Source organism: Streptomyces omiyaensis, assembly GCF_014650895.1.
GTDB classification, from domain to species: Bacteria; Actinomycetota; Actinomycetes; order Streptomycetales; family Streptomycetaceae; genus Streptomyces; species Streptomyces omiyaensis.
This window is the reverse complement of record NZ_BMVV01000001.1, coordinates 534,376-556,409: the sequence shown is the minus strand read 5'-3', so window position 1 is coordinate 556,409 and position 22,034 is coordinate 534,376. Positions and strand designations below refer to the sequence as shown.

Sequence of the window (22,034 nt, the reverse complement as noted above, 5' to 3'; positions counted from 1 at the left end):
GCGGCCGGCCCGGGACCCGTGCGGGGGTCCCGGGCCCGCGCGGTCACGGGCGGGTGATGGCCTCCTGGATCTCGGTCACCCAGCGCGAGCGGTCCTCCGGGCACTCCAGGTAGAGCTCCCGGGCGTAGCCGCTCGGCTTGTACCCGTTGGTGTCGATCCACCGGGCCAGGTTCTGCGCCGTCGGCAGGATGTCGTCCATCGAGCCGCGGTGCACGATGGTCGCCGCCTCCTCGATCCCGGGCAGCACGTGCACCAGGACGCCCTCCGCGGCCGTCCCCTCGGCCACGGTCATCGCGGCGTGCACGAGCACCGAGCCGTCCCCCCGGCCCGCGTCCTCGTAGTACGCGAGCCCGGGGCCGAAGCCGGTGACCCCGGCGGCCTCCAGCCGGCCGCACAGCTCGTCGTAGAGCGGGCCGATGACGGGCCCGATGTCGTGCGGGCCGAAGCCGGCGGCGACCGCGCTCAGCTCGGCGACGCGCACGGCGGGGATGTTCTTGACGACGACGTCCTGAGTGGACATGCGTCCCTCGCTCTCGATGGCTCGGAGCCTCGCACCGACCTGGGCGAGCCGCGTCCGCGTCTCCTCCAGCGCGGCCTCGAGCTCGGCCCGGCGCAGTCGCAGCATCCCGCGCAGCTCCTCCGCGCCGATCTCGTCGCCGAGGATGGCCCCCACCTGTTCCAGGGTGAAGCCGAGGTCCTTCAGCGCGATGACGCGGTTGAGCCGCGCGAGCTGGTCCGCCGTGTAGCGGCGGTACCCGCTGTGCGGGTCGACGTGGGCCGGGCGCAGCAGTCCGATCGCGTCGTAGTGACGCAGCATCCGGACCGACACCCGCCCGTGCCGGGCGAAGTCTCCGATGGTGAACATGACGCCCCCTACGGAACGGCCTCACACCGTGTGAGGGTCAAGCGGGCGGGGCCGCGGCGTCAGGCGGCGCTGCTCAGGGAGAGTTTGACGGCGAAGCCGAGGAAGAGGGCGCCGGCGGCGGAGGTGGCTCCGGCGGAGAGGCGCTTGCGGCGGCGGAAGGCGGCGGCGAGGCGGGTGCCGCTGAAGATGAGCGTCGTCAGGTAGAGGAAGCTGCCGAGCTGGAGGAGGGTGCCGAGGACCAGGAAGGAGAGCGCCGGGTAGGCGTAGGAGGGGTCCACGAACTGCACGAAGAAGGAGATCAGGAAGAGGATCGCCTTCGGGTTGAAGAGGCTGATGACGAGGGCCCGGCGGTACGGGTGCTCGGTGGAGCCGCTCTCGGGCGACTCGGTCCCGGCGCCGGCGGGTTCGCGGCGGGAGCGCCACATGTCGAGGGCGGCGCGGAGCATCCCGTACGCCATCCAGGCCAGGTAGCCGGCGCCCGCGTACTTCACGACGGTGAAGAGGAGCGGGGTGGTCTGGAGGAGGGAGGCCGCGCCGAGGGCGGCCAGGGTCATCAGGATCGTGTCGCCGGTGAAGACGCCGGCGGCGGCCTTGTACCCCGTCCTGGTGCCCTTGCGGGCGGCGACGGACAGCACGTAGAGCGAGTTCGGCCCCGGGAGGAGGATGATGAGGACGAGCCCGGCGAGATAGGTCGGCAGATCGGTGACACCCAGCATGGGCGGAGTGTCGCACAGGTGCACGACACTCCGCTGTGAGCTGCGTCTACGGGGACGAGTGGGTCAGAAGACGTCGCTGGGGACGTAGGTGCCCCACACCTCGCGCAGGGCGTCGCAGACCTCGCCGACGGTGGCCCGGGCCCTGAGGGCCTCCTTCATGGGGTAGAGGACGTTGTCGGTGCCCTCGGCCGCCTTCTTCAGGGCGGCGAGGGCGGCGTCGACGGCCGGCTGGTCGCGCTCGGCGCGGAGCCGGGCGAGGCGCTCGGCCTGCTGGGCCTCGATCGCCGGGTCGACGCGCAGCGGCTCGTAGGGCTCCTCGACGTCGATCGTGTAGCGGTTGACGCCGACGACGACCCGCTCGCCGGAGTCGGTCTCCTGCGCGATGCGGTAGGCGGAGCGCTCGATCTCGCTCTTCTGGAAGCCGCGCTCGATGGCGTCGACCGCGCCGCCCAGCTCCTCCACCTTGGCCATCAGCTCCAGCGCGGCGGCCTCCACCTCGTCGGTCATCCTCTCGACGACGTAGGAGCCCGCGAAGGGGTCGACGGTGGCGGTGACGTCGGTCTCGTACGCGAGGACCTGCTGGGTGCGCAGGGCGAGGCGGGCGGACTTGTCGGTGGGGAGGGCGATGGCCTCGTCGAAGGAGTTGGTGTGCAGGGACTGGGTGCCGCCGAGGACGGCCGCGAGGCCCTGGACGGCGACGCGGACCAGGTTGACCTCGGGCTGCTGGGCGGTCAGCTGCACGCCCGCGGTCTGGGTGTGGAAGCGGAGCATCAGCGACTTGGGGTTCTCGGCGCCGAACTCCTCCTTCATCACGCGCGCCCAGATCCGGCGGGCGGCGCGGAACTTCGCCACCTCCTCCAGGATCGTCGTGCGGGCGACGAAGAAGAAGGAGAGCCGGGGGGCGAAGTCGTCGACGTCCATGCCGGCGGCGACGGCGGTGCGGACGTACTCGATGCCGTCGGCGAGGGTGAAGGCGATCTCCTGCGCGGGCGAGGCGCCGGCCTCGGCCATGTGGTAGCCGGAGATCGAGATCGTGTTCCACTTCGGGATCTCGGCCCGGCAGTACTTGAAGATGTCCGCGATCAGCCGCAGCGAGGGCTTCGGCGGGAAGATGTACGTGCCGCGGGCGATGTACTCCTTCAGCACGTCGTTCTGGATCGTGCCGGTCAGCCTGTCGGCCGGTACGCCCTGCTCCTCGCCGACGAGCTGGTACATCAGCAGCAGCAGGGAGGCGGGGGCGTTGATCGTCATCGACGTGGAGACCTTGTCGAGCGGGATGCCGTCGAACAGGACCCGCATGTCGTCGACCGAGTCGATCGCGACGCCGACCTTGCCGACCTCGCCGCCGGCGATCGCCGAGTCCGAGTCGTGGCCCATCTGGGTGGGCAGGTCGAAGGCGACCGACAGGCCCATCGTGCCGTTGGCGATGAGCTGCTTGTAGCGGGCGTTCGACTCCACGGCCGTGCCGAAGCCGGCGTACTGCCGCATCGTCCACGGGCGGCCCGTGTACATCGACGGGTACACGCCGCGTGTGAAGGGGTACGCGCCCGGCGCACCCAGCTTCTCGGACGGATCCCAGCCCTCCAGGGCCTCCGGGCCGTAGACCGGCTCGATGGGCAGTCCCGACTCCGACTCGCGCGCCATTGCTTGTGCCTCCCGATTGACCTGCTGCCGCTACTCGGCGGTACCGACCCTCGCGACGGACTGTAGCGGCGGGCGTGCGACCCGGTGGAGAGCAGCACGCTGGGACCTTTTTCACAGCATGGGCGCTCGCTCGCGCACCCGCGCAACCGCGGGCGGGCGGAAAGCATCCCTAGGGGCACAGTTCTTTCCACGGGGGGCACACCATGAAGCGTTCCACCGCCATACGCAGGGCCGTTCTCGCCGCGGCCGCCGTCGCGCTCGTCGCCACCGGCTGCGCCGAGGGAACGGCGGGGTCCGGAGGGGGGTCCGGGAGCGGGAGGCCGAAGACGCCGGCGACGGCGCCGGCGACGGCGCCGGCGACCGGGGCGACGCCGGAGACCGGCGGGCCGGCCTCGCCGGGGTCGGACGGGAAGCCGCCGTCCCCCTCGGCCTCGGCGCCGGACTCCTCGCCGTCCCCCTCCTCCGCCACGCCGGCGCCCTCCGCGAAGGCGCTCATGAAGGACGGGGACGAGAACGAGCAGGTGCGGGAGCTCCAGGCGCGGCTGCGCCAGCTGGACCACTTCGACCGGGCGCCGACCGGCTTCTACGGCACGATCACGGGGAAGGCGGTGACGGCCTTCCAGAAGATGCGCGGCCTGCCCGGCACGGGTGTGGTGGACGCGACGACCTGGCAGCGGCTGCTCGCCGTGACGAAGAAGCCGACGGCGGACGAGCTGAAGCCGTCCACCACCAACAAGCTGGACACCCCGGACGCGCGCTGCATGACCGGCCGGGTGCTCTGCATCAGCAAGGAGAGCCGGACGCTGGCCTGGATGGTCGACGGGCGGGTGGTGTCGTCGATGGACGTGCGCTTCGGTTCGGAGAACACCCCGACCCGCGAGGGCACCTTCGCCGTGGGCTGGAAGGCGAGGAAGTGGACGTCGACGATCTACCACACGCCCATGCCGTACGCGATGTTCTTCAGCGGCGGCCAGGCGGTGCACTACTCGGCGGACTTCGCGGCGCGCGGCTACGCCGGGGCCTCGCACGGCTGCGTCAACGTCCGGGACCGGGCGAAGATCTCGGCCCTCTTCGACCAGGTGAAGGTCGGCGACAAGGTCGTCGTCCACTGGTGACGGACGGAGCGGGGAGAAGGGGCGCGGGTGGGACCGGGGGAACGTGTCCCACCCGCGCCGGGTGCGCGGAGCCGTAGGTACGGGGGGAACCCCGGCTCGCTGCGCGGCCGATGACCAGTCGGCTCACTCCGTACAGCGCCGGCGGCCCGAAAAGTGTCACACCCCCGGTGCGGGGGCTCCCGTCGGGCAGAGCGCGAGGGCCGCGACGGCGGTGCGGGCGGTGCCGGCGAGGGGGGTCGTGCCGGTCCGCGTGCCGGCCTTCGCCCGGGGGCGGTCCTTCGGTCCCGGGGCGCCGCGGCCGGGCCCGCGGCGGGAGTCGGCGGGGGCGGGGACGGAGCTGTTCAGGGCGTCGGACCGCTCGCGGCCGTCACCGGCGGGGCCGGCGCCGTCCCGGGAGCCGTCGCCTCCGCGGCCGTCGTCGCGGTCGCGCCCGCGGTCGTCGCCCCGGGGGTCGTCGTCCTTGGAGCCGTCGTCCTTGGAGTCGTCCTGGGAGCCGTCCTTGGTCCCGTCGCCCTTGCGGTCGTCGCCGGCGCCGTTTCCGGAGCCGGCCGAATCGTTCCCCTCCGCGCCGGTGGCGAGGAGTTCGTCGCAGTAGGCCCTCAGGGTCTCGCCGGCGCGCAGGGCGCCCGAGAGCCGCTGGCGGCCCGCCGCGTCGAGTCGGCCGGTGCGGTACTCGCGGCAGGCCGTGAGCCGGGCCTCGCCGCCGGACGGGCGGGCCCTGGCCGAGGGGGTGGTGCCGCGCGCGCCGGTGCGGTCCCCCGCGGAGGGGGTGGCGCGGGGCCGGGGGGCCGCGGTGGTCCCGTCCGGTCCGCCGGTGGGGCTCGCGCCGGGCGCGGGGGTGCCGGGGCCGGGGCTGCGGAGGGGCTCCGGGTGCCGTTCGATCCCGGAGGTCGGTTCGCGCGGGTCGGGCGGGGTGGCGGTCTCGGCGGCGGTGACCGTGCGGGACGGCTCCTTGTCGACGAGCGGGAGCACTCCGGTCCCGGCGGCGACGGCGACCCCGCCGACGGTGACGGCGGCGAGCGCGGCGGCCAGCCCGTACCGCAGGGAGCGCCCCCACGGGCGGCCGGCGGCGGAGGCGGCGCGGACGAGCCGCACCTTTCCGAGGTCGGCCGGGGCGGTGGTGCCGGGGGCGGAGGCGGCGCGGGCGGCGGTGGCGGCGCGGAAGGCGGCGAGCGCGGCCTCCTCCCCGGCGAGCGGGGTGCCGGGGGCGGGGGCGGCGGAGGCGCGGGCCGCTTCGAGGGCGGCGGCGAGCGCGGCGGCCGCGGTGCGGGCCGAGGGGTCGACGGGCTCGCCTCGGAGCAGCCGCTCCGCGGCCTCCGGGTCGAGCCACTGGTACCGCTCGTCGGCCATCACATGTCCTTCTGCGTACGCGGACGCCAATGCGTCACACCGCCGGGGGCTATGAACCCCGGGTTCCGGCCGCGTTGGGGCGGCACGCCGTCGAGGGGCCGGCCGCCCTCGGCGGGCTCCTCGCCCGGCTCCGTGCCGGTGGTGCCGTCGACGCCGAGGAGTTCGGCGAGCTTCTTCAGGCCGCGGTGGGCGGCGGTGCGGACGGCGCCGGGGCGCTTGCCGAGGGCCTCGGCGGCGCTCTTGGCGTCGAGGCCGACGACGACGCGCAGCACGACGGCCTCGGCCTGGTCCTGCGGGAGGCGGGCGATGAGGCGGAGGGTGTCGCCGGTGGCCAGGGCCTCCAGGGCCTCGCCCGCGGTGTCGGAGTCGGCGGGCTCGTCGGTCAGCTCGGTCTCGTCGCCGCCGGAGGCGGGCCGGCGGCCGCGCATCCGGATGTGGTCGAGGGCGCGGTTGCGGGCGATCCGGGCGGCCCAGCCGCGGAAGCGGTCCGCGTCCCCGCTGAAGCGGTCGAGGTCGCGGGCGATCTGGAGCCAGGACTCCGAGGTGACGTCCTCGGCGTCGGCCTCGCCGACCAGCGTGCGCATGTAGCCCAGCAGACGGGGGTGCACGGCGCGGTACACAGTACGGAAGGCGTCCTCGTCCCCGTCCTGCGCAGCGAGCACCGCGGCCGTCAGCTCCGCGTCGTCCCCCAGCACTCCCAAACCCTGTCCGTCGTTCGCGTCCTGCGCGCGCGTCAGCGCTTCGCTCGCGTCGTCGGGGCCGGTCATCGCCGCCGAGTCCGCCTCGCGCTCCAGCACGCTACGTCGAGTCCGGGCGTCCCGTCCACGCGGGTCGGCCCACCTTGTACAACTTGCAACCTTCGTTCCGCGCGGCCGGCGGGGTGATGGTGTGACAGAAACCGCACCCTCGGCGCTGTAGGGAGTACGGAGCCGTGCTGCGGCTCCGTGGACGACGACCGGGGCCTCTCCTGTGGGGGGTGGCGGCCCCGGTCGTCTCCCTTTTCCGGGGCGCTCCCCCACCCCGCACGCCCGATTCCTCCCACTTTCATGCCATAGGACGCATCACCCGAAAGAGTCTCCGGGGCGACTGTCAACCGGCCGTTGACAGTCGAGGACTGTCAACCTAAGGTTGCCTCATGACGCATCCCGCGGTTCCGCAGATCAGCATCCGTCTCGACGAACTCATCGAAGCGATCAAGAAGGTCCACCCGGGCACGCTGGAGCAGCTCTCCGGCGCGGTCATCGCGGCGGACTACCTCGGCGAGATCGCCGACCACCTCATCGGCCACTTCGTCGACCAGGCCCGCCGCTCCGGCGCCTCCTGGACCGACATCGGCCGCAGCATGGGCGTGACCCGCCAGGCCGCCCAGAAGCGCTTCGTCCCCAAGGACCCCGACGCCGAGAAGATGGACCCGAACGCCGGCTTCGCCCGCTTCACCCCGCGCGCCCGCGCGGTCGTCGTCGCCGCGCAGAACGAGGCGATCGCCGCGCGGAACGCGGAGACCGTCCCCGGCCACCTCGCCCTCGGCCTGCTCGCCGAGCCCGAGGGGCTCGCCGTCCTGTGGATCACCTCGCAGGGCGTCACCGCCGAACAGCTGCGCGAGGCCGTCACGCCGACGCTGCCGCCGGCCGCCGAGGAGGTGCCGGCGCTCCTCCCGTACGACGCGGCCGCCAAGAAGGTGCTCGAACTGACCTTCCGCGAGGCGCTGCGGCTCGGGCACAACTACGTCGGCACCGAGCACATCCTCCTCGCGCTCCTGGAGCACGAGGACGGCGAGGGCGCGCTCAGCGGCCTCGGCCTGGAGAAGGCGGTGGCGGAGCGGCAGCTCACCGAGCTGATCTCCTCCGCCACGGTCGGGGCGCCCTCGGAGGACTGAGGCTCAGGCGGTCCTGGCGCGGCGGGAGACCACCGCGCGCAGCACCCGGCCGCCCTCGACGGAGAGCTCACGGACCCGGCGCAGTCCGGTCGGGCCGTGGGCGACCGCCTCCAGGACGGCCAGCTGCCGGCGGAGCTCGCCGGCGTGGAGCGGACCGTCCTCGGTCACGTCGTACAGCCGGTGCACGGCGAGGGCCACGGCCGAGCACGCGCCGGCCCAGGCCCGCAGGGGCTCCCCGGCCCATTCGGCGGGGAGCCCGTCGAGCATCGAGCGGACCAGGGCGACGGCCCCGCCGTCCCCGGCGGCCGCGCCTCCGGCGCCGTCCAGTTCGACCCGGGCCTTGGCGACGGCCTCGCCCCAGGCGGCGGCGTCCGCACGGGCGACCGCCGCCCACACCGGCCGCAGCACCTCGGCGCGCTCGGGCGCGAGCAGCGGCAGGCACCGGTCCAGGCAGGCGAGCCCGGCGGCGGCGAGGCCGCGGTCGCCGGTCCCGTCGATCAGTTCCACCAGACTCCGACCCGTACTCGACGTCATGGACGCCTCCTCGCCACCCGATGCGGACGCTCTACGTCCACTTCTGCGCCGACAGGCGCTATCTCGTCACTTGGCGGCCGAAAGCATGCCAGTGGCCTTGGCGTGCTGCATAGAGGTCAGACGGCGGACGAACAGGATGGCGAGGACTCCGGCGGCGGCGGCGAAGACGCACCCGGCCACCGACCAGGCGGCGGCGGTGGCCAGCGCGTCCAGCGTCTCGGCCCGGTCGTAGAGCGTGCCGGAGAGGCGGTCCAGCACCAGCCCCGCCACGAAACACGTCCACCAGGCGTTGAGCACCGTCAGCTCCCGGGCGCCGTCGGCGGCGTACGGGTCCTGCCGGGAGGCCCGCCAGACCTCCACGGCGATCTGGCGCGGGATCCACAGGTTGGCGAACGGGATGAACCAGGCGCCGACGGCCCAGCCCGGCGTGCGGGTCTGGGTGTCGGGGGCGAAGACCCCGGCGTTCCGCCGGACCCGGTGGAACCAGACGACGAAGACGACGGCGGTCGCGAGGATCGCGCAGGCGGCGGCGACCGCCAGCAGGCCCAGGCCGGACTCGACGGAGAGCACCGCCTCGGCGGCGGCCGACGGGTCGGCCAGGATCCACGCCTCGGTGAAGGCGCTCAGCACGAGCAGGACGACGTCGACGCCCAGCAGGACCGTGACGGCGTTCGCCAGGCCGTTGGGATTGCGCAGCATGAAGGTTCCCCCCAGGGACACGAGTGATCGGAACGTGCCCCTCCCCCAGGGGCCGGGCCGGAACCTATGCCAGGCGGAACCATTCCGTCCAGGGAGAAACCGCAGCTCAGTCGCGCACCTTCGCCGCCAGGGCGCGGAAGTCGGACCAGCTCCGCGCGGGTTTGCGGGGGTCCCACACCTTCTGGGCGAGGGCTTCGAGCGGAAGGCGGATGCCGGCCGCGACCTGGGCCTGGGTCTGGGCGTTCGCGAAGTCGCACCAGACGGCGAGCCGGCCGCCGAGGATCTGCGCGTCGTAGCGGGCCGGCACCGGGGTGGTGCCGCGGACGACCAGCGGGGTCCACTGCTCGTAGATGCGGCGGCCGGTCGGGTAGGTGAAGTCGTTGGGCTCGCCGAGCACGTAGTAGAGGTACTCGTCGTTGAGGTTGACCAGCGCGCGGCCCGCCCGGAGGTACGGGAGCGGGGGCCGGGCGCCGTACTCCTTGCCGGTCCAGTACTCGACCTCGATGTCCTTCGCCGCGCTCACCACGCCGCCGGCGAAGAAGCCGTCGTTCCAGGCCTTGAGGGTCTTGCCGGTCGGGCGGACGGTGGCCGCCCGGTCGTTGAGCCAGCCGGTGGCCAGGTCCTGGACCCGGCCGGAGGGCCCGTACGCCTCCCGGGCCGCCCGCGCGAGCTGCGGATAGCTGGCCTCGGGGTCCTTCGCCATCAGCGCCACGTACTCGTCGGCGCCCAGGTGCCAGTAGGCACCGGGGAAGAGGGCGGTGTACTCGCGGAGCAGGTCGTCGACGATCCGGGCGGAGTCCGGGTCGGAGATGTCGACGGCGCCGCGCGGGGTGCGGCCGGTCGCGCTGACCAGCTGGAGGTCCGGGTGGGCGGCGATGACCGCGCCGAGGTGGCCCGGCGAGTCGATCTCGGGGACGACGGTGACGTGCCGGCTCGCGGCGAGCGCCAGGATCCGGCGGACCTCCGCCTTGGTGAGGTGCTGCTCGGAGACGACCTCGGGGTGCGAGTCCGACTCGATCCGGAAGCCCTGGTCGTCGGAGAAGTGCAGGCCGAGCTGGTTGAGCTTGAGGTCGCCCATCTCCCGGACGCGGTCCTCCAGCCAGGCGGCCGTGAAGTGCTTGCGGGCGATGTCGACGTTGAGTCCGCGCTGCGGCTTGGCCGGCCGGTCGGCGACCGTGCCCTCGGGCATCGCCCCGCTCCCCCTCACCGACTGCTTGAGGGTGCGGGTGCCGTAGAAGACCCCGGCCTCGTCGGGGCCGGCGATCCGGACCCGGCCGTCCTCCACGGTGAGCGTGTACGACTCGGGGGCGCCCTTCGCGCCGAGCGCGAGCTCGACGTCGCCGGGGCCCGCGGCGGCCTCGCCCCGGTAGCGCAGGCCCAGCTCCTCGGCTATCAGCCGGCCCTCGTCGGCGAGGCCCGCGCTGTCCGCGCCGAGGACGACCCCGGCGCGCGGACCGGGCTTCCAGCCGGGGCCGCGGGCCGGCTCGTGGGAGCGGACGGCGGGGACGGTGCGGGGCGCCGCGGAGAGCGGGTACGTCCGGGTGGGCGTGGGGGTGGGCGACGGGCTCGTCGTGACGGGCGCCGGGGCGGCCGTGCCCGTGGCGGAAGGGGCCGGAGAGGGGGAACCCGCACCGGAGGGGGCACCGCTCGAACAGGCCGCGACGGTGGTCAGGGCCACCGCGGCCGCCAGGAGCGCCGGGCCGCGCAGGGGGCCCCGTGGGGAGTACCGCATCCCTCGCATCCTCCCGCACCCCCGTCGGACCGGCCAGTCGTCCGCCCCAGGACGGAACGGAACCTTCACGTCCATCACACGTTCCCAAACTCTTCCTTCCGAGTGAAATTCGCGCACCCGTCGGACACTTCCCCCGTCCCGTCGATAACGTTGCGTCACGTCAACCCCTCTCGCCCCGCCGTCCCGGAGCCCACGCTGACCAGCGACACCCACGCCCCCTGCCGCAAGCCGGGTCCGGCGGACGCGCCTGCCATACCCGCCCAGAAATACGCCGGCACCCCGCACGGCCTGCTGCTCCTCGACGCGGCGGACCCCGCCGAGGCGGTCGAGCTGCTGCTCTCCTGCTGCCACAGCCGCCGCTGGGCCGAGCGGATCGCCGCGCACCGGCCCTACCCCACGGTGGACGCCCTGCTGGCCGCCGCCGAGGAGGCCGGATACGACCTGACCGGCGCCGATCTGGACGAGGCGCTGGCCGCCGAGTCCTCCGCGCCGGCGCACCCGGGCGCGCCGCCGGCCGCCCGGACCGCGCTGCGCGCCGCGCACGCCGCGTACGAGAGCCGCTTCGGCCACGCCTTCGTCATCAGCCTGGACGGGGTGCGGCCGGGCGAGCGGCTGGACGCCGTGCTGGCCGGGATCCGGTCACGTCTCGGCAACGAACCGGAGGAGGAACGGGTCGTCGCGGCGGACGAACTGCGCCGGCTGGCCCGCTCGCGACTCGTCCTCGCGCTCGCCCGGGGGCTCACCTTCCCCCGCACGGACCTGTGATTCCGCCCGGAAGGGGCCGATTCGGCCCTGGACGATAGCCCGTCCGTGCCTGTTTGATCACACTGACGGACCCCGCGCGAGCGAACCGACAAGTCGTCGCTACGATGACCGGGGCCGGTGGACCGTACCCGGCCGGGCCAGACCGACAGAGAAGCCGGCCGGGCCCCGATCCCCGCTCCCGGAGGGTTTTTCCGTGCCGGCTGGAACGCTGTACCGCGGCCGGGAAGGAATGTGGTCCTGGGTGGCTCATCGAGTCACCGGCGTCCTCATCTTCTTCTTCCTGTTCGTACACGTGCTGGACACCGCTCTCGTCCGCGTCTCCCCCGAGGCGTACGACGAGGTCGTCGCGACCTACAAGACGCCGATCGTCGCTCTGCTGGAGTACGGCCTTGTCGCCGCCATCCTCTTCCACGCGCTGAACGGTCTCCGTGTCATCGCCGTGGACTTCTGGTCCAAGGGCCCGCGCTACCAGAAGCAGATGCTCTGGACCGTCGTGGGCATCTGGGTCGTGCTGATGGCGGGCTCCCTGTACCCCGTCCTCGGCCACGCCGCACGTGAACTGTTCGGGAGCTGACGCCAGACATGTCCGCTGACACCACTTCCGCGATCGGTCCCGTCGAGGGCCCTGCCTACGACGTGGACAACCCCGCCCCCTACATCGAGGCGCCCCGCAAGCGCACGGGCAGGACCCCGCGCGCGACCCGCGGCAACTTCGAGATGGCCGCGTGGCTCTTCATGCGCCTCTCGGGCGTCGTCCTCGTGGTCCTCGTCCTCGGCCACCTGCTGATCCAGCTCTTCCTGGACGGCGGCGTCTCCAAGATCGGCTTCGCCTTCGTGGCCGGCCGCTGGGCGTCCCCGTTCTGGCAGGTCTGGGACCTGCTGATGCTGTGGCTCGCCATGCTGCACGGCGCCAACGGCCTCCGTACCGTCATCAACGACTACGCGGAGCGCCCCAACACGCGCCTGTGGCTCAAGGGCCTGCTGTACACCGCCACGGTGTTCACCATCCTTCTGGGCACGCTGGTGATCTTCACCTTCGACCCGAACATCCGCTAGGCACGGGGCTGAGGTAACCACCCAATGAAGATCCACAAGTACGACACCGTCATCGTCGGCGCCGGCGGCGCCGGCATGCGCGCCGCCATCGAGGCGACGAAGCGCAGCCGCACCGCCGTGCTGACGAAGCTCTACCCCACCCGCTCCCACACGGGCGCCGCGCAGGGCGGCATGGCCGCCGCGCTGGCCAACGTGGAGGAGGACAACTGGGAGTGGCACACCTTCGACACGGTCAAGGGCGGTGACTACCTGGTCGACCAGGACGCCGCCGAGATCCTGGCGAAGGAGGCCATCGACGCCGTCCTCGACCTGGAGAAGATGGGCCTGCCCTTCGGCCGTACGCCCAACGGCGACATCGACCAGCGCCGGTTCGGCGGTCACTCCCGCAACCACGGCGAGGCCCCGGTCCGCCGCGCCTGCTACTCGGGCGACCGCACCGGCCACATGATCCTCCAGACGCTGTACCAGAACTGCATCAAGGAGGGCGTGGAGTTCTTCAACGAGTTCTACGTCCTGGACCAGCTCATCGTCGAGGTCGACGGCGTCAAGAAGTCCGCCGGCGTCGTCGCGTACGAGCTGGCCACCGGCGAGATCCACATCTTCCAGGCGAAGGCCGTGGTCTACGCCTCCGGCGGCACCGGCAAGTTCTTCAAGGTGACGTCGAACGCCCACACCCTGACCGGTGACGGCCAGGCCGCCTGCTACCGCCGCGGCCTGCCCCTGGAGGACATGGAGTTCTTCCAGTTCCACCCGACGGGCATCTGGCGCATGGGCATCCTGCTGACGGAGGGCGCCCGCGGTGAGGGCGGCATCCTCCGCAACAAGGACGGCGAGCGCTTCATGGAGAAGTACGCGCCGGTCATGAAGGACCTCGCGTCCCGTGACGTCGTCTCCCGCTCCATCTACACGGAGATCCGCGAGGGCCGCGGCTGCGGTCCCGAGGGCGACCACGTCTACCTGGACCTGACGCACCTCCCGCCGGAGCAGCTCGACGCCAAGCTCCCGGACATCACCGAGTTCGCCCGTACGTACCTCGGCATCGAGCCGTACACGGACCCGATCCCGATCCAGCCCACCGCGCACTACGCCATGGGCGGCATCCCGACCAACGTCGAGGGTGAGGTCCTGTCGGACAACACCACCGTCGTCCCGGGCCTGTACGCGGCCGGCGAGGTCGCCTGCGTGTCGGTGCACGGCGCCAACCGCCTCGGCACCAACTCGCTGCTCGACATCAACGTCTTCGGGCGCCGCGCGGGCATCGCCGCCGCCGAGTACTCCCACCAGCACGACTACGTCGAGCTGCCGGAGAACCCGGAGTCGCTGGTCGTCGCGCAGATCGAGAACCTGCGCAACTCCACGGGCTCCGAGCGGGTCGCCGACCTGCGCCGCGAGCTCCAGGAGACGATGGACGCCAACGTGATGGTGTTCCGCACGGAGCAGACCATCAAGACGGCCGTCGAGAAGATCGCCGAGCTGCGCGAGCGCTACAAGAACGTGTCCATCCAGGACAAGGGCAAGCGCTTCAACACCGACCTCCTGGAGGCCGTCGAGCTGGGCAACCTGCTCGAACTGGCCGAGGTCATGGCCGTCTCGGCCCTGGCGCGCAAGGAGTCCCGCGGCGGTCACTACCGCGAGGACTACCCGAACCGCGACGACGTCAACTTCATGCGCCACACGATGGCGTACCGCGAGGTCGGCGAGGACGGCTCCGAGACCGTGCGTCTCGACTACAAGCCGGTCGTGACGACCCGCTACCAGCCGATGGAGCGTAAGTACTGATGGCCACCCCCGTTCTGGACAAGGTCGAGGCGGAGTCCGCCGCCTCCCCGTACATCACGGTCACCTTCCGGATCCGCCGCTTCAACCCCGAGGTCTCGGACGCGGTGGTCTGGGAGGACTTCCAGGTCGAGATCGACCCGAAGGAGCGCGTGCTCGACGGTCTCCACAAGATCAAGTGGGACCTGGACGGCACGCTGACCTTCCGTCGCTCCTGCGCGCACGGCATCTGCGGTTCCGACGCCATGCGGATCAACGGCAAGAACAGGCTCGCCTGCAAGACGCTGATCAAGGACCTGAACCCCGAGAAGCCGATCACCGTCGAGCCCATCAAGGGCCTCACGGTGCTGAAGGACCTCGTGGTCGACATGGAGCCCTTCTTCCAGGCGTACCGCGACGTCATGCCCTTCCTCATCACCAAGGGGAACGAGCCGACCCGCGAGCGCAAGCAGTCCCCCGAGGACCGCGAGCGCTTCGACGACACCACCAAGTGCATCCTGTGCGCCGCGTGCACGTCGTCCTGCCCGGTCTTCTGGAACGACGGCCAGTACTTCGGTCCGGCCGCGATCGTCAACGCGCACCGCTTCATCTTCGACTCGCGCGACGAGGGCGGCGAGCAGCGCCTGGAGATCCTGAACGACAAGGACGGCGTGTGGCGCTGCCGCACCACGTTCAACTGCACGGACGCCTGCCCGCGTGGCATCGAGATCACCAAGGCGATCCAGGAAGTGAAGCGCGCGCTGATCACGCGTCGCTTCTGACCTTCCCGCGTGCGCCGAAGGCCCCGTCTCCCCTCCGGGAGGCGGGGCCTTCGCACGTGCGGACGGGGCGTCAGCCGCCGGCCGGGGGGACGAGTACGAGGGGGCGAGGGCGCCGCGGGCGCCCGGGGCCGTCCCGTCGACGAAGGCGACCGTGGCCACGGCGCCGGGGACAGGGAGCGCCGCCGACAGCGGGTCAGCCGTGCCAGTGCGGGAGGGAGGGGTCCTCCTCGGCGGCGAGCATGATCCGGCGCAGGAGGTCGTTCAGGGCCGTCCGCTCGGCGGGGGCGAGGACGCCGAGGAGGCGTTCCTCCTCGTGCCCGAGGACGTCCATGGCGCCGAGCCAGGTGGTGCGGCCGGCGTCGGTGAGCTCGACGACGACGCGGCGGCGGTCGGTGGTGGAGGGGGTGCGGCGGACGAAGCCGCGCCGCTCCAGGGCGTCGAGGCGGCCGGTGACCGAGGCGGGGGCCAGGTCGAGGTCCTGGGCCAGCTCGGAGGGGGCGGCGGAGCCGCCGCGGCCGGCCAGCTTGTGGAGGGTGTCGAACTCGTGGCGTTCGAGGTCGAAGTCGAGGAGGGACTGCTCCCGGACCCGCCGCAGGTGGACGGAGAGCTTCTTCATCCGGGTGACCGCGCCTTCGACGACGGGGTCGAGTTCGGGCAGGAAGGGCTGCCAGCGGGCCACGTGTCCGTCGGTCCAGTCCTGTTCCCGGGGCGCTGCGGGGTCCGGCTGATTCATGGGGTGATCGTACGTGCGGGGGCACGGACCGATCCGGCACGAATATTTCGTTGCCGAATTATTCGGCAACGAAATAACCTGCGCGCATGATCCCCGCCACCGGAGCGCCGCCCGCCGCCCTCCATCCCCTGCGCACCCGCCCCTTCCGGCTCCTGTTCGCCGGCCGGGTGCTCTCGCTCACCGGCGACGCCGTCGTCCCCGCCGCGCTGGCCCTCGCCGTCCTGGAGGCCACCGGCTCCACCGGCGCGCTCGCCCTCGTCCTCGCCTGCGCGATGGTGCCGAAGCTGCTGCTGCTCCCGGTCGGCGGCGTGCTCGCCGACCGGTTCGACGCCCGCACCATCGCCCTCGCCATGGACCTCGTCCGGTGCGCCGCCCAGCTCCTCGTCGGCCTCCAGCTCCTGGGCGGCAGCCCCACCCTGTGGCTGATCGCCGCCGCCTCGGCCGCCGGCGGCGCCGCCGGGGCCTTCGCCGCGCCGACCGGCTCCCCGCTGGTGCGCGGGACCGTCGCCGAGGAGTCCCTGCACCGCGCCAACGCCGCCATGGGGATCGCCTACAGCGCCACCCGGGTGGGCGGGCCCGCCCTCGCCGGCGCCCTCGTCCTCACCGTCGGCCCCGGCTGGGCCTTCGTCCTCGACGCCGTCTCCTTCGCCGTCAGCGCCGCGCTGCTCTCCGTCCTGCGGGTCGAGCGGGTGCCGGTCCCCCGCCGGTCGGTCGTCGCCGACCTGCGCGAGGGCTGGCGGGAGGTCAGGTCCCGCGACTGGTACTGGACCAGCCTCGTCGCGCACAGCGCGTGGAACGGCGCCGCCGCCGTGCTCATGACCCTCGGCCCCGCCATCGCCGTCGACCGGCTCGGCGGGGCGGGCGCCTGGGTGCTGATGCTCCAGGTCGGCGCGGTGGGGCTGCTGGCCGGCTCGATCGCGGCCGACCGGCTGAAGCCCTCCCGGCCGGTCCTCACCGCCAACCTCGCCCTCGCGAGCTACGCGCTGCCGCTGCTGCTGCTCGCCGCCCAGGCGCCCGGGTGGCTCGTGATCGGCGCGTACGGGCTCGCGCAGGCCGGCCTCGGCGTCCTCACGCCCGTCTGGGACACCGTCGTCCAGCGCGCGGTGCCCGAGCAGGTGCTGGCCCGGGTGGTCTCGTACGACTGGCTGCTCTCCTTCGCCGCGATGCCCCTCGGCTACGCCCTGGCGCCGCTCGCCGCCGAGGCCTGGGGGCCGGGCGTGCCGCTGGTCGTGGCGGCCGTCCTGGTCGGCGGCTGCTGCCTGGCGACGGCGCTGGTGCCGGGGGTGCGCAGGCTGCGCTGAGCCCTGCGGGCGGGTTGTCGGCACGGCCCTCTACCGTGGTCGGCATGGTGGGGATCACGGGCCCGGCGACCGGGCCGGGCGAGGCGGTGGCACGGGCGGCGGCCGAGGGGCCGGAGGCGCTGCGGGACTTGCTGGACGCACGGGAGGCACCGGAGCTGCGGGAGGCCGCGCTCGCCCTGCACCTGCGTGCCTGCCGCCGGGGCGCCGGGGAGCCGGTGGCCGCCGCCCTCGCCGCCCTGGCGCGCCGGAGCCTCGGCTGGTCGCCCGCCGAGGCGGACCTGCTGCTGTGCCGGCTCCAGGGCGGCGCGGCCGAGGTCGCCCCGCACGAGCTCGACGCGCGCTTCACCGTCCTGGTGCCGCTCGCGCTGGCGGCCTGCGCGCAGGCGGGCGACTTCTCGCGGACCCACGTCCGGGCCCTGCGCCGCGTCGCCGGCTCCCCGCGCGGGTACGGCCGGGAGGGGTTCGTCGGGCTCCGCGACCGGATGGACGCCCTGCTGGAGCGCGAGGCCCGGGTGGACCCGGATCTGCTGCCCCGTCACGTCCTGGACGGGTTCGACGACTACGGCCGGGCGATGCGGGCCGCGCACCGGGAGGCGCTGGCGGGGCCCGGGGTCGCGGCGCTGCTGGCGCACTGCGCGCTGATGGACCGGCCCCGGGCGACCCGGGCCTGGCGGAAGGAGTGCGCCGCGCTCCTCGCGGGGGCGGAGGGCGGCGCGGAGGTGGTGCGGCGGCTGCTGGAGGGGATCGCCGCGCAGGGCGAGCACCGGGTGAACGACCCCGACCCCGTCGGGATGGGGGTCCCCACCCTGGCGAGCGCCGCCAACACCTCCCTCGTGCGGGGCCTGCTGTGGGCCGCGCAGGGCCTCCGGGAGGCGTGGGCGCTGCCGCTCGTGGGGGCGGTGGCACGGCACGCGGGGACGGGGATCGGCGGGTCCGGGGGGATGTGCCGGAGCCAGTCGATCGCGACGGCCGCCGTCGCGGTGCTCGGGGAGTGGCCCGTGGACCGGGCCGAGGAGGCCGTGGCGGAGCTGGGCCGGCTGCCGGGACGGGTGGTCAACCGGACGGTGGCCAAGGGGATCGCGCGGGCCACGGAGGCGGTCGCCGCGCGGGCCGGGATGACCGCGTCGATGCTGCGGGAGCGGGCCGTGCCGGCGCTCGGGCTCGACGCGCGCGGGCTGTGCGGGGTGGCGCTGGGGGCGTACACCGCGGAGCTGGCGGTACGGGAGCCGGGCACGGCCCTGCTCTCCTTCCGGGGCCCGGAGGGGAGGCTCCTGAAGACCGCGCCGAAGGAGGTGCGGGAGGCCCGCGCCGAGGAGCTGAAGGAGGTCAAGGCCGGGCTGCGGAAGCTGTCGGCGCTGCTGTCGGAGGAGCGGGCGCGCCTGGAGGGGCACCTGGCGGCGGGCACGACCTGGCCGGCCGCGGACTGGCTGCGGTACTACGCGGACCACCCGGTGACGGGGGCGGTGGCGCGGGCGCTGGTCTGGGAGGTCCGGGACGGAAGCGGGGACGGACCCGGGGGCGGGGGCTGGACGGCGGGGCTGCCGGAGCGGTCGGGGGGCGGCTGGGTGCTCACGGGCGCGGACGGCACCGCGCGGGCGGTGGGGGGCGGCGACCGGCTGCGGCTGTGGCATCCGCTGGGGGCCGGTGACGGGGAGGTCGCCCGGTGGCGGGCGGAGCTGCTCGACCGGGAGCGGCGGCAGCCGTTCAAGCAGGTGTTCCGGGAGGTGTACCCGCTGACGCCGGTGGAGCGGGAGACCGCCTCGTACTCGAACCGCTTCGCGGGGCACGTGCTGCGGTACGGGCAGGCGCGGGCGCTGATGACGGGCCGGGGCTGGGCGGGGAGGCACCTGGGGTACTTCTCCGACGGCGACGCCGCCGAGATGGTGAAGGAGCTGCCCGCGCCGGGCGAGCTGCCGGCGGCGGAGGGGACGCGGTGGCGGGCCCGGTTCCTCGTGGACCTGGTGGACGCGGGGGCGGTGTCGGACGGCTCCGCCCAGCTGTGCGCGACGGACCGGGTGCGGTTCGAGCGGCGGGCGGGCGCGGCGGGGCCGCGCGGCCCGTGGGAGACGGCTCCCCTGGAGGAGGTGCCGCCGAGGGTGCTGTCGGAGGCGCTGCGGGACGTCGACCTGTTCGTGGGGGTGGCGTCGGTCGGGACCGATCCCGGGTGGCGGGACCGGGGCGAGGACCGGGGCTTCGGCGACTACTGGACGCGCTGGGGCTTCGGGGAGCCGACCGAGGGGGCGCGGGTGCGGCGGGAGGCGCTGGCCCGGCTGCTGCCGCGGACCCGGATCGCGGACCGGGTGGAGCTGACGGACCGGTTCCTGCGGGTGCGCGGGGAACTGGGCACGTACCGGATCCACCTGGGCTCGGGGAACGTGCTGCGGGAGCCCTCGGACACGTACCTGTGCGTGGTGGTGGACCGTTCGCGGGAGGCGGGGAAGGTCTTCCTGCCGTTCGAGGAGGACGGCGGGATGCTGTCGGTGATCCTGTCGAAGGCCTTCCTGCTGGCCGCCGACGACCGGATCACCGACCCGGCGATCACCGCCCGGCTGCGGTAGGGGCGCCGGCCCCGGCGAGGTGGTCGAGGAGGAGGTCCAGGGTCTCCCGCGGGCGCTCCAGGGCGGGCAGGTGGCCGGCCCAGTCGAGTGTGACGCGGCGGGCGGCGGGGAGGAGGGCGGCGATCCTCTCCCCGATGGCCCGGAAGTCGGGGAGGTCGTGGGCGCCGGTGACGACGAGGGCCGGCACGCCGATGGTCCGGAGGTCGTCCTCGGTGACGCCGGCGGGCCGGGGCCCGTGCTCCTCGGGGGCGGCGAGCTGGAGCTCGAAGGCGCGGCGCTGCATGGTGCGGACGAAGGCGCGGGCCTCGTCGCCGGCGTCGGGACCGAGCCACAGCTCCACGTTGAGCTCGGTGGCCGCCTCCACGTCGCCGGCTTCGAGGAGGGCGTCCTCCCGCGTGAGGAAGGCGCGGAGCGCGGGTCCCGCCTCGTGCTCGACGGGGGCGGCGGCGCAGAGCAGGGCGAGCGCGGCGGTCCGGCCGGGGTGGCGGACGGCGAACTCCAGGGCGACCTCGCCGCCGAAGGAGGAGCCGACGAGCGCGGCCCGTCCGACGCCGAGGTGGTCGAGGAGGTCGCGCACGTCGTCGGCGTGGACGTGCGGGGCGTCGACCGGGGTCTCGCCGAAGCCCCGGAGGTCGCAGCGGACGACGTGGTGTCCGGCCTCGGCGAGGGCCTCGAACTGCCCGTCCCACATCCGGCGGTCGCAGACCCCGGAGTGCAGGAGGACGACCGTGGTGCGGCCGGTTCCGGCCGTGTCGTGGGAGAGCGTCACCCGCGTGACTCTAGACGCCCCCGGCCTCCCGGGCCACACCTTTCCCCCAGCGACTTGAACGCGTTCAAGAAGAGGGTCTACAGTCGTGTCCGCCAGCATTTGAACGCGTTCAAGGGAGCGTGGGGCATGGACCTCACTGTCGTCGCGTACACCGTCTACCTGCTGATCAGCGTGGCCCTGACCGTCTGGGTCGCCCGCACCCTCAGCCGCAACGGGAGGATCTTCCTCTCCGACGTGCTGCACGGGAACGAGAAGCTCGCGGACGCCGTCAACCACCTCCTGGTGGTCGGCTTCTACCTCGTCAACTTCGGCTTCGTCGCCCTCTACCTGGGCCAGGACGCGGCCGTCCTCGACGCCCGGGCGCTCTTCGAGGCCCTCTCCGTCAAGCTCGGCGTCGTCCTGCTCGTCCTCGGCGTGATGCACCTCGGCAACGTCTACGTCCTCAACAGGATCCGCCGCCGCGGCGTCATGGAGCGCGAGCAGACCCCGCCCGTCGCCCCGCAGGGCTGGACCACCGCCCCCGGGAGCGGCCCGTGGGCCCCGCCCGCGCCGCAGGCCTGACCCGGACCCGGCCGTGACGACCGCGACCGCCCACCGGGGCACCCCCGTCGGACGCCTCACCGTGCTGTACGACGCCGACTGCCCGCTCTGCGTGCACGTCCGGCACTGGCTGCTGCGCCAGCGGCAGCTCGTCCCGCTCGACCTCGTCCCGGCCGGCTCGCAGCGCGCGCGGCGGCTCTTCCCGGACCTCGACCACGACGCCACCCTGCGGGAGGTCACCGTGGTCGGGGACCGGGGCCAGGTCTACCGCGCCTCGGCCGCCTGGATCGTCTGCCTCTGGGCCCTGGCCGAGCACCGGCCCCGGGCCCACTGGCTCGCCACCCCCGCCGGGCGGCCCCTCGCCCGGGCCGCCGTCCTCACCGCCGCGAGGTGGCGCGAGGCCCGCGGGGGCCCGGGGCGGACCGACGGGGGCTGCGCGGACGGACACTGCGAGATGCCCGGTCCGCCCGGTTAGGCTCGGCTCCGTGAAGGACGTGACGGAAGAGAAGCCGGCCGACGAGAAGAAGGCCCCCAAGAGCGAGCAGACCCGCACGCTCATCCTCGAGACCGCGCTCCGGCTGTTCAGGGAGCGCGGTTACGACAAGACGACGATGCGGGCCATCGCCCAGGAGGCCGGGGTCTCCGTCGGCAACGCGTACTACTACTTCTCCTCCAAGGAGCACCTGGTCCAGGGCTTCTACGACCGGATCGCCGAGGAGCACCAGGCGGCGGTCGAGACGGTCCTGGAGGGCGGCGAGAAGGAACTCGTCGCCCGCATCCGGGGCGTCCTGCTCGCCTGGCTCGACATCGCGGAGCCGTACCACGAGTTCGCCGCGCAGTTCTTCAAGAACGCGGCCGACCCGGACAGCCCGCTCTCGCCCTTCTCCCCCGAGTCGGAGGGACCGCGCGAGGCGGCCATCGAGGTGCACCGCAGGGTGATCTCCGGCGCCTCGGTGAAGATCGACCCCGAACTCTCCGAGGCGCTGCCGCAGCTGCTCTGGCTCCAGCAGATGGGCCTGGTCCTCTTCTGGGTCTACGACCGCTCCGAGGGCGCCGCCAACAGCCGGCGGCTCGTGGAGCGGCTGTCGCCGGTGACCGCGCGGGCGATCTCGCTCTCCCGCTTCCGCGTCCTGCGCCCGCTGGTCAAGGAGACCCACGAGCTGCTCGCGGACTTCATGCCGACGGCCGCCGGGATGGCGGCGTCGGGGCGGCCCCGCAGGGCCGCCCCGAAGAAGAACTGAGCG

At 73.8% G+C, this 22,034-nt stretch carries 23 protein-coding genes; 12 read left to right on the top strand and 11 right to left on the bottom strand.

Translation table 11 applies throughout. From position 1 onward, the window contains the following. Window positions 1-43: 43 nt before the first annotated feature. From IE287_RS02670 to IE287_RS39370, 4 genes are all read right to left on the bottom strand, one after another. The gene (locus tag IE287_RS02670) at window positions 44-865 is read right to left on the bottom strand and encodes a MerR family transcriptional regulator (RefSeq protein ID WP_189847198.1); all 822 of its coding nucleotides are present in this window, start codon (window positions 863-865) and stop codon (window positions 44-46) included. Between the two features lie 59 nt (window positions 866-924). Next, window positions 925-1,581: a leucine efflux protein LeuE gene (leuE, locus tag IE287_RS02665; RefSeq protein WP_189847197.1), complete on the bottom strand. Its 657-nt coding sequence runs from the start codon at window positions 1,579-1,581 to the stop codon at window positions 925-927. A gap of 63 nt (window positions 1,582-1,644) precedes the next feature. Beyond that, the gene (locus IE287_RS02660) at window positions 1,645-3,225 is read right to left on the bottom strand and encodes an acyl-CoA mutase large subunit family protein (protein ID WP_189847196.1); all 1,581 of its coding nucleotides are present in this window, start codon (window positions 3,223-3,225) and stop codon (window positions 1,645-1,647) included. A 169-nt stretch (window positions 3,226-3,394) separates the two neighbouring features. Then, window positions 3,395-3,721 carry a hypothetical protein gene (locus IE287_RS39370; RefSeq protein ID WP_373307782.1) on the bottom strand — a complete coding sequence of 109 codons (327 nt, stop codon included), beginning with the start codon at window positions 3,719-3,721 and terminating at the stop codon, window positions 3,395-3,397. Between IE287_RS39370 and IE287_RS02655 the strand changes: the two genes are divergently transcribed. After that, window positions 3,720-4,340 carry a L,D-transpeptidase family protein gene (locus IE287_RS02655; protein ID WP_373307781.1) on the top strand — a complete coding sequence of 207 codons (621 nt, stop codon included), beginning with the start codon at window positions 3,720-3,722 and terminating at the stop codon, window positions 4,338-4,340. The two genes, IE287_RS39370 and IE287_RS02655, sit on opposite strands and share 2 nt — an antisense overlap. A gap of 156 nt (window positions 4,341-4,496) precedes the next feature. Here the strand turns inward: IE287_RS02655 and IE287_RS02650 are convergent, their stop codons facing one another. Both IE287_RS02650 and IE287_RS02645 read right to left on the bottom strand, forming a co-directional pair. After that, a complete protein-coding gene (locus tag IE287_RS02650; protein WP_189847194.1) occupies window positions 4,497-5,690 on the bottom strand; it encodes a hypothetical protein in 1,194 nt (397 codons plus the stop codon). After that, a complete protein-coding gene (locus IE287_RS02645; protein ID WP_189847283.1) occupies window positions 5,690-6,385 on the bottom strand; it encodes an RNA polymerase sigma factor in 696 nt (231 codons plus the stop codon). Before IE287_RS02645 ends, IE287_RS02650 begins: the two co-directional genes overlap by 1 nt. Window positions 6,386-6,825: 440 nt before the next feature. Here IE287_RS02645 and IE287_RS02640 point away from each other — a divergent pair, with 440 nt between their 5' ends. Next, window positions 6,826-7,566 (top strand): Clp protease N-terminal domain-containing protein, encoded by a 741-nt coding sequence (locus IE287_RS02640; protein ID WP_189847193.1) that lies wholly within the window; start codon window positions 6,826-6,828, stop codon window positions 7,564-7,566. A 3-nt stretch (window positions 7,567-7,569) separates the two neighbouring features. Here IE287_RS02640 and IE287_RS02635 read toward each other — a convergent pair whose 3' ends face one another. From IE287_RS02635 to IE287_RS02625, 3 genes are all read right to left on the bottom strand, one after another. Further along, window positions 7,570-8,100, bottom strand: coding sequence for a hypothetical protein (locus IE287_RS02635; RefSeq protein ID WP_189847192.1), 531 nt, complete (start codon window positions 8,098-8,100; stop codon window positions 7,570-7,572). 66 nt (window positions 8,101-8,166) lie between these two features. Beyond that, window positions 8,167-8,799: a DUF4328 domain-containing protein gene (locus IE287_RS02630; protein ID WP_189847191.1), complete on the bottom strand. Its 633-nt coding sequence runs from the start codon at window positions 8,797-8,799 to the stop codon at window positions 8,167-8,169. Between the two features lie 106 nt (window positions 8,800-8,905). Then, complete coding sequence (locus tag IE287_RS02625; RefSeq protein WP_189847190.1) at window positions 8,906-10,531, bottom strand: beta-N-acetylhexosaminidase; 1,626 nt, start codon at window positions 10,529-10,531, stop codon at window positions 8,906-8,908. Between the two features lie 150 nt (window positions 10,532-10,681). Here IE287_RS02625 and IE287_RS02620 point away from each other — a divergent pair, with 150 nt between their 5' ends. From IE287_RS02620 to IE287_RS02600, 5 genes are all read left to right on the top strand, one after another. After that, window positions 10,682-11,296: a 2-oxo-4-hydroxy-4-carboxy-5-ureidoimidazoline decarboxylase gene (locus IE287_RS02620; protein ID WP_373307780.1), complete on the top strand. Its 615-nt coding sequence runs from the start codon at window positions 10,682-10,684 to the stop codon at window positions 11,294-11,296. A gap of 193 nt (window positions 11,297-11,489) precedes the next feature. Beyond that, complete coding sequence (sdhC, locus tag IE287_RS02615; RefSeq protein ID WP_015035721.1) at window positions 11,490-11,870, top strand: succinate dehydrogenase, cytochrome b556 subunit; 381 nt, start codon at window positions 11,490-11,492, stop codon at window positions 11,868-11,870. An 8-nt stretch (window positions 11,871-11,878) separates the two neighbouring features. After that, window positions 11,879-12,352: a succinate dehydrogenase hydrophobic membrane anchor subunit gene (locus IE287_RS02610; protein ID WP_189847189.1), complete on the top strand. Its 474-nt coding sequence runs from the start codon at window positions 11,879-11,881 to the stop codon at window positions 12,350-12,352. 24 nt (window positions 12,353-12,376) lie between these two features. Beyond that, window positions 12,377-14,131 carry a succinate dehydrogenase flavoprotein subunit gene (gene sdhA, locus IE287_RS02605; RefSeq protein WP_189847188.1) on the top strand — a complete coding sequence of 585 codons (1,755 nt, stop codon included), beginning with the start codon at window positions 12,377-12,379 and terminating at the stop codon, window positions 14,129-14,131. Further along, window positions 14,131-14,889, top strand: coding sequence for a succinate dehydrogenase iron-sulfur subunit (locus IE287_RS02600; protein ID WP_189847187.1), 759 nt, complete (start codon window positions 14,131-14,133; stop codon window positions 14,887-14,889). The genes sdhA and IE287_RS02600 overlap by 1 nt, the downstream gene beginning before the upstream one ends. Window positions 14,890-15,082: 193 nt before the next feature. On the opposite strand, the gene IE287_RS02595 is transcribed toward IE287_RS02600, so the two are convergent. Further along, a complete protein-coding gene (locus IE287_RS02595; protein ID WP_189847186.1) occupies window positions 15,083-15,622 on the bottom strand; it encodes a MarR family winged helix-turn-helix transcriptional regulator in 540 nt (179 codons plus the stop codon). An 86-nt stretch (window positions 15,623-15,708) separates the two neighbouring features. Here IE287_RS02595 and IE287_RS02590 point away from each other — a divergent pair, with 86 nt between their 5' ends. Beyond that, window positions 15,709-16,923 carry an MFS transporter gene (locus IE287_RS02590; RefSeq protein ID WP_189847185.1) on the top strand — a complete coding sequence of 405 codons (1,215 nt, stop codon included), beginning with the start codon at window positions 15,709-15,711 and terminating at the stop codon, window positions 16,921-16,923. 44 nt (window positions 16,924-16,967) lie between these two features. Next, complete coding sequence (locus IE287_RS39050) at window positions 16,968-19,481, top strand: DUF4132 domain-containing protein (RefSeq protein WP_189847184.1); 2,514 nt, start codon at window positions 16,968-16,970, stop codon at window positions 19,479-19,481. On the opposite strand, the gene IE287_RS02580 is transcribed toward IE287_RS39050, so the two are convergent. Continuing rightward, window positions 19,462-20,250: an alpha/beta fold hydrolase gene (locus tag IE287_RS02580; protein WP_189847183.1), complete on the bottom strand. Its 789-nt coding sequence runs from the start codon at window positions 20,248-20,250 to the stop codon at window positions 19,462-19,464. The genes IE287_RS39050 and IE287_RS02580 overlap by 20 nt on opposite strands. Window positions 20,251-20,376: 126 nt before the next feature. On the opposite strand from IE287_RS02580, the gene IE287_RS02575 reads away from it, so the two are divergent. From IE287_RS02575 to IE287_RS02565, 3 genes are read left to right on the top strand one after another with little or no spacing between them, the layout of a single operon-like run. Further along, window positions 20,377-20,811 (top strand): hypothetical protein, encoded by a 435-nt coding sequence (locus IE287_RS02575; RefSeq protein WP_189847182.1) that lies wholly within the window; start codon window positions 20,377-20,379, stop codon window positions 20,809-20,811. Between the two features lie 13 nt (window positions 20,812-20,824). After that, window positions 20,825-21,265, top strand: coding sequence for a thiol-disulfide oxidoreductase DCC family protein (locus IE287_RS02570; protein ID WP_189847181.1), 441 nt, complete (start codon window positions 20,825-20,827; stop codon window positions 21,263-21,265). Window positions 21,266-21,275: 10 nt separating this feature from the next. Continuing rightward, window positions 21,276-22,031, top strand: coding sequence for a TetR/AcrR family transcriptional regulator (locus tag IE287_RS02565; protein ID WP_189847180.1), 756 nt, complete (start codon window positions 21,276-21,278; stop codon window positions 22,029-22,031). Window positions 22,032-22,034 lie beyond the last annotated feature (3 nt).